The organism is Streptomyces sp., from assembly GCF_035644915.1.
In the GTDB taxonomy this organism is placed as follows: domain Bacteria; phylum Actinomycetota; class Actinomycetes; order Streptomycetales; family Streptomycetaceae; genus Streptomyces.
In genome coordinates, this window is sequence record NZ_DASQNP010000112.1 from 1 (window position 1) to 5819 (window position 5819).

General features: G+C 73.3%; 7 protein-coding genes and 1 pseudogene. 5 read left to right on the forward strand and 3 right to left on the reverse strand.

Annotation, left to right across the window (positions count from 1 at the left end; all coding sequences use genetic code 11):
• Positions 1-378 (reverse strand): DUF4267 domain-containing protein (locus VE546_RS13065; protein WP_324921850.1); only part of this gene is annotated, 378 nt, incomplete at its 3' end.
• A 113-nt stretch (positions 379-491) separates the two neighbouring features.
• On the opposite strand from VE546_RS13065, the gene VE546_RS13070 reads away from it, so the two are divergent.
• On the forward strand, positions 492-1073 hold the full coding sequence (locus VE546_RS13070) for a TetR/AcrR family transcriptional regulator (protein WP_324921851.1): 582 nt from the start codon (positions 492-494) through the stop codon (positions 1071-1073).
• A gap of 970 nt (positions 1074-2043) precedes the next feature.
• Positions 2044-2512, forward strand: a pseudogene (locus VE546_RS13075) (transposase); the annotation flags it as partial.
• 167 nt (positions 2513-2679) lie between these two features.
• Here the strand turns inward: VE546_RS13075 and VE546_RS13085 are convergent.
• Both VE546_RS13085 and VE546_RS13090 read right to left on the reverse strand, forming a co-directional pair.
• A complete protein-coding gene (locus VE546_RS13085; RefSeq protein WP_324921852.1) occupies positions 2680-2919 on the reverse strand; it encodes a hypothetical protein in 240 nt (79 codons plus the stop codon).
• Positions 2900-3151 (reverse strand): class I SAM-dependent methyltransferase, encoded by a 252-nt coding sequence (locus VE546_RS13090; protein ID WP_324921857.1) that lies wholly within the window; start codon positions 3149-3151, stop codon positions 2900-2902. The genes VE546_RS13085 and VE546_RS13090 overlap by 20 nt, the downstream gene beginning before the upstream one ends.
• 32 nt (positions 3152-3183) lie before the next feature.
• Here VE546_RS13090 and VE546_RS13095 point away from each other — a divergent pair, with 32 nt between their 5' ends.
• The 3 genes from VE546_RS13095 to VE546_RS13105 all read left to right on the forward strand — a co-directional run.
• Positions 3184-3801, forward strand: coding sequence for a dihydrofolate reductase family protein (locus VE546_RS13095; RefSeq protein WP_324921854.1), 618 nt, complete (start codon positions 3184-3186; stop codon positions 3799-3801).
• Positions 3802-3805: 4 nt separating this feature from the next.
• Positions 3806-4648 (forward strand): alpha/beta hydrolase, encoded by an 843-nt coding sequence (locus tag VE546_RS13100; RefSeq protein WP_324921855.1) that lies wholly within the window; start codon positions 3806-3808, stop codon positions 4646-4648.
• Between the two features lie 302 nt (positions 4649-4950).
• The coding region (locus tag VE546_RS13105) for an Imm21 family immunity protein (protein WP_324921859.1) at positions 4951-5819 on the forward strand (869 nt) is incomplete at its 3' end.

The following is a 5819-nucleotide window of genomic DNA, read 5'->3' on the forward strand; positions in this document are numbered from 1 at the left end:
CAGCAGCACGGCGCCGGCGGCGGCCATGGCCGCGGCGGTGCTGCCGTGGACGCCGTAGTACGCCTTGGCGGGGCCGCCGCTGAGTTTTGTGACGAGCGCGTCGCCGAGCGGCATCAGCGAGCCGGCCAGCATCATCCAGCCGCGCAGGTGAGTGGAGCCGCCGAGCAGTACGACCAGCAGCAAGAGCCCGGAGCCGATGTCACGGACGGCCTTGACGGACAGCCAGGCGCGGAGGGTGGGGTCGGCGGGGCGGGTGCCGGGGATGCCGAAGCCTGCTGCGGCCTGCGGGGCCCACAGGGCGCGGGCGCCGATGAGGATGATCCCGACGGCGGTCGCCCAGGCGATGACGGTGGCGGCGGTGGTGGCGGCGGTAGGCATGACGGGTGTTCTCCCCCTCTCGCGGCACCGACCCTGTGTCGAGCGCCGCTCATTCTTCTAGCAATGCTAGACATAGCGTTGGTCTGATGTCTAGCGCTGCTAGAATTCCTCTCATGTCCATCACCCGCAAGCGCCGCGAACGGGAACGCGCCCAGCGCCACCGCCTGATCCTCACCACGGCGCGCGAATTGGCCGAGGCCGAGGGCTGGGAAGCGGTCACCACCCGCCGCCTCGCCGAGCGCGTGGAGTACAGCCAGCCCGTGCTCTACAGCCACTTCAAGGGCAAGGACGCCATCGTCGCGGCCGTCGCCGAGGAAGGCTTCGCCGAGCTGGCCGCATTGCTGCGCGACGCGCGGACCACCGCCAAAGGGCGCGAGCCGCGGAGCGGCCTGCGGGCCGTGTGCCGGGCCTATCTGCGCTTCGCCGTCGAACACCCGGCCCTCTACCAGGCGATGTTCGTGCTGCCCACGCGGCTGAAGTTCGCCAGCGAGGAAACCCCCGCGGTGCTGCGTGACGCCTTCGACGCCTTCGTTGAGGCACTGCCGGAGGAGATCGTGGAGCGCGAGGCACGTGCCGAACTGTTGTGGGCCGCCCTGCACGGGATCTCCGTCCTGTCGGCGACCGGCCGCATCCCGGCACACGGCGAGGAGACGCGGTTGGACCTGCTCATCGAAGGGATCGCCCCGAGCGACTAGCCGGCGAAACCGCGCGGGCGACCACAACGAGTCACGCATCCGCGGTCGTCGGCACTCATGGCGAGCTGCCGATGCGCACCCGTCGAGTGCTCGTGGCTGCGGACATGCCGTGACTCCGTCTCCGGTGAACCTCCACGCGGCCCATGCGTGCGGGCTGCTGCCGGGTGCGGTGGGAGATCACCGACGCCACCGTCACCATTCGTTGTCGTCCGCATCGGCCGCGTGGGCGGACCACTGGCTCTGCCCGGCTGGTGGTGCGGTCATCACCACGACCGCACGGCTGTGCGGTGACGGTCACAGGCCCCGCCCGGACCGGCCCGGTACCGGTCCGGGCGAAGGCCGGAAGCGTTCCCCGCCCCGGTCCTGGGCCGTGGACCCCGGCCGCACGGCCCGGCATTCCCAGCAGTCTCCCCGCCCGCCCGGACCACCCCGAACGCACCGAGCGCACCGCGGGCGACACCGGCCGGGCGCCTTCCGCATCTCTTCCACCGCGCCCGCCCAGGCGGCGTACCTGCAGAAGAGGGAGAGGCCGCGCGGCGCTGAGCACCCACACCCGGCACCAGCCTGCCCGGCCCAGCAGACCGGGAAGGCCTGCCTGCCCGGTCTGCTGGGCCGGGCAGGCCCGCCGACGAGGACGGCTTGCCCACCCCGGGCAGGCAGGCCACCGACCGGCCCGACCACAGACCGGCACCCGGAACCGGGCGCCCGACGAGGCGGTGGTGCCGTGCGGTGCGGGCCCGCGCCTTCGTGCGGCGCGGCATCAAGCGCACGCTGGCCATGGACGGAGGCCCCGAATGGTCATCGCCCGGCACGGACGGGCCGTGACGGCCGGCCGGGTTCCCTGCCGACCCGGGACGCGGACACGGGTGCGGGCATCGGTGATCACCGGTGCGCGAGGACTGAAGATCAAGCGATGCCCGCAGGCCACAGCGTGGACCGGGCCCGGTGGCAGAAGTCGCTCCAGGACCTCATGGCGCGGATCGCGGGCCGGTTTGCGCGGGTCGAGCCCTGTCGTCGAGTCCCGGACGTGGACTGCTGCCAGACCTGCCGCGCGAGAACTGCCGGACAACAGCCGAGCACGTCGGTCACACCATCCCAGACGGGCCGCAGCATCTGCTCGGGCGGGCGAAGTGGGACGCCGACTCGGTGCTCGACGAGCTGCGCGCGTACATGCTGGAGCACCCGACGGACGGGCAGGAGGCGGTGCCGGTAGTGGACGAGACCGGGAGATCTGATCGGGTGATCGTGGTGCGGGCGTCCAGCACCGGTACACCAGTACCGCCGGCAGGATCGAGAACGCCCGGGTCGCCGTCTATCTCGGCCACACCTCCCGGCACGGCCACGCCGGCATCGACCGTGCCCTGTACCCGCCCCGGTGCTGGACCAAGACCTTCACCGATCCGCGCCTGTGCGCGGCCATCGTCGACCGGCTCACCTTCCACGGCACCATCACCGCAACCGGCACCGACTCCTACCGCCTCGCCGGCACCCGGGCACGGGCCGAACAGGCCGAGGCCGACTGACCCATCCCGCCGTTCCCGTGTCCCACCGCCCCTCGGCACGGCGGTGACGGGGCACCTCTGCCCCACCAGCCGGGGAACGTCGGTCACGCCTGGCGCGCGTGGACGACGATGAAGGGCGGCAGCCCGGCGCGTTGCGGCTGCGCGGCGGCGACCCGGGCATCCGGTGCCGGCTCGTCGACGGCCTCGATCCTGAAGCCGTGCCGCACCAAGGCGGTGAGATAGGTGGACAGCGTCCGATGCTGGTTGCCCGCCCGCCGGGCACCCGCGGGGTTGGCCGAACGCCAGAAGCCCTCGGCGAGGTAGTCACCGACGACCCGGCGCACGGTCCCATCCCCGGGCTCCGTCCAGGTGGCGTGCGGCGCCTCGAAACAGGGGTGCGGGACGGGTGAAGACCAGAGAGCCGCCCGGGACGAGGACCCGCCACTCGGCCTCCCGCGCGTGTTCGATCATCCGCGGCGACGGGTCGATACCGAGCACCGCGGCCCGGCGGGCCGCCACGGCCCGGGCGATGATCCCCTCTCCGCACCCGAGGTCGAGGACCCGTCGGCCCGCGATGAGTTCGGGCGGTGGATCGGGTCCACCCTGGCATGACTCGAATCGTCGCCGACATCTCGGTCTCCCTCGACGGCCTCGTCACCGGGCCCGCCCCCGGTCCGGACAACGGGCTGGGCACCGGCGGCGAGGCCCTGCACTCCTGGGCGTTCTCCGAGGACCCCGACGACCGTCGGGTCCTGCGCGAGGCCACCGCCCGCTCGGGCGCCGTCGTCCTCGGCCGCCGGCTCTTCGACATCGTCGACGGGCCGAACGGCTGGGACGACACGTCCGGCTACGGCGCCGGCGAGGTCGGCAGGCCCGCGTTCGTGGTCGTGACGAGCTCGCCGCCGGAGTCGGTGCGGCTCACCGACCTCGACTGGACCTTCGTCACCACCGGTCTGCCCGACGCCGTCACCGCCGCGCGCGAGCGAGCCGAAGCGGCGTCGTCGAACAGCGGCAAGGACCTCGACGTCATCCTCATGGGCGGCGGCGCCACGATCGGCTCGGCGCTCGACGCCGGACTGGTCGACGCGCTGACGCTGCACCTCGCGCCCGTGGTGCTGGGCACCGGGACGCCCCTGTTCACCGGCGGAGCGCCGCGCACGCTGGTGCAGCGGAGCGTGACCGCGACGTCGACCGCGACGCACCTGACCTACGACGTCCTCCGGTGATCCGATGACCACCGTCAACGCCCATGAGATCACCCTGGGCATCGAGTCGTTCGGTGACGACGACGCACCACTCGTCCTGCTCGCGGGCGGGACGACGATGCTCTCCTGGCCCGACGCGCTGTGCGAACGTCTCGCCGCCGGCGGGCGCCGCGTGGTGCGCTACGACCTGCGCGACAGCGGGGAGTCGACGACGGCGGACCCGGCCGCGCCCGCCTACACCCTGCGCGACCTCGCCGCCGACGCGGCGGCCCTCGCCAGCGCGCTCGGCGGAGGGCCTGCGCACCTCGCGGGGATCGGCGTCGGCGGGATGGTCGCCCAGGTGGCTGTGCTCGATCATCCGGGCGCGTTCTCGGCGCTCACCCTGGCCGGCACCCGCGCTGTCGCGCCCGGCCCGCCCGACGATGACCTCCCCGACCACGACCGGGCGACGATGAGCCGGCTGTTCGCCCGTCCGATGCCCGATTGGACCGACCGCGAGGCGGTTGCGGAGTTCGCCGCCGCCGGCGCGGAGATCCTCGGCGACGACCCCGCCGCCGCGCGCGCGATCGCCGCGCGCATCTGGGACCGCACGCCCGGCACCGCGCCCCCGGTCCAGATGGCCAACCAGATGGGCATGGTGTTCTCCAGGCTCGACTGCAAACCCCGCTGGCGCGAGCGCCTGCCCGAGATCGAGGTCCCCACGCTTGTCGTCCACGGCCGCCGCGACCGGTTCTTCCCCGTCGGCCACGGCGAGGCGATCGCGCGCGAGATTCCCGGGGCGCGGCTGCTCGTCCTGAAGGAGGCCGCCACTGCGATCCCCGATGCGGCGGTCGGCGAGGTCGCCGAGGCGATGCTTGCGCTCGGGTAGAGGACGGCGCGTGCCGCGCGGGTATGGCATCCGCGCGGCGGTGGGCGTCGGAGGCTCGACACGGCCTCGCGCCCGCGCCCGCGGGGATGGTCCCGTGATCTTCCTGCCCTTGCGGGACATGGCGTCCTGCTCCTCGCGTCTGCGGGGGTGGTCTGTCAGGAGCCGAGGCGAACGGGGACCCCGGAGCTGCTCCCTGCCTCCCGCCTCTCGCGGTCGGAGGCTGAGGGCACCCTGCCGCCATGAGCATCTCGTCACCTCACACGTCTGGTTCCGACGGTCCTCCGCTTGTCTGGGTCGAGTCGATGGGCGGCCCCCTCGTGGTCGTCCCCGTTTCTGCACTGACGTGGTGGGGCGGCTGCACGGAAGGAGGGGTGGTCATCGGTGACGGGGACATCCCCGACGGCTACGACCGTGCCTGCGAGGTGGGCGATCCGGCCGGCGTGATTGCGGTGGGCGAGGGCCGTGGGCAGGCGCTGGTCCTGGCGGACCAGCCCGCTCGCAGTTGCCACCTGCCAGAGCACCGGCTGTTCGTGCGCCGGCCGGCCGCCGACTCCGAGTCCGAACTGCTTGCCGCGGCAGAGGCCGTCCTCGTCGATCCGGCTGTCGAGTGGGAGGAGTGCGGTACGTGGCGGACGGACGGCCCGGCGGTGCTCATGGATTCCGCGGAGGCCGGAGCCGACCTGGGCGTCGAGTATCCCGACGGCGGAGGGCTGCCGGAGCAGGCCTTTGTCCTCGTGCCGCCCGGCCACTGGACCGTTCGTGCAGTCCAGACCTGGGCCAACGGCCAGACCTGGGTGGGGCTGGTCCAGCTGCTCCCTGTGGACTCCCGGCGTCTTCGCAAGAGGAACCGCAAGCCCTGCTCCCCGCACCCGCGGGGATGGTCCCGGTGCCGTACACCTCGGAACCGGGCGCGAGCGCTGCTCCCCACATCTGCGGGGGTGATCCCAGTCAGTAGGCGTAGGTGGCGGACGTGGTGGGCTGCTTCCCGCGCCTGCGGGGATGGGTCCCATCAGGCGGCGGACTTCCGTCCGGCGTGGCCTGCCCGGTTTTCCGACCGGTCATCGGCACCAGCCGCGACGATCGGCCGTGGCCAGGTGGTTGCGGTGGTGCGCCGAGGCCCGGGCCCGGTGGACCCGGCGGTCCGGTCCGGCTGCCCGGCGGCGCGGACAGC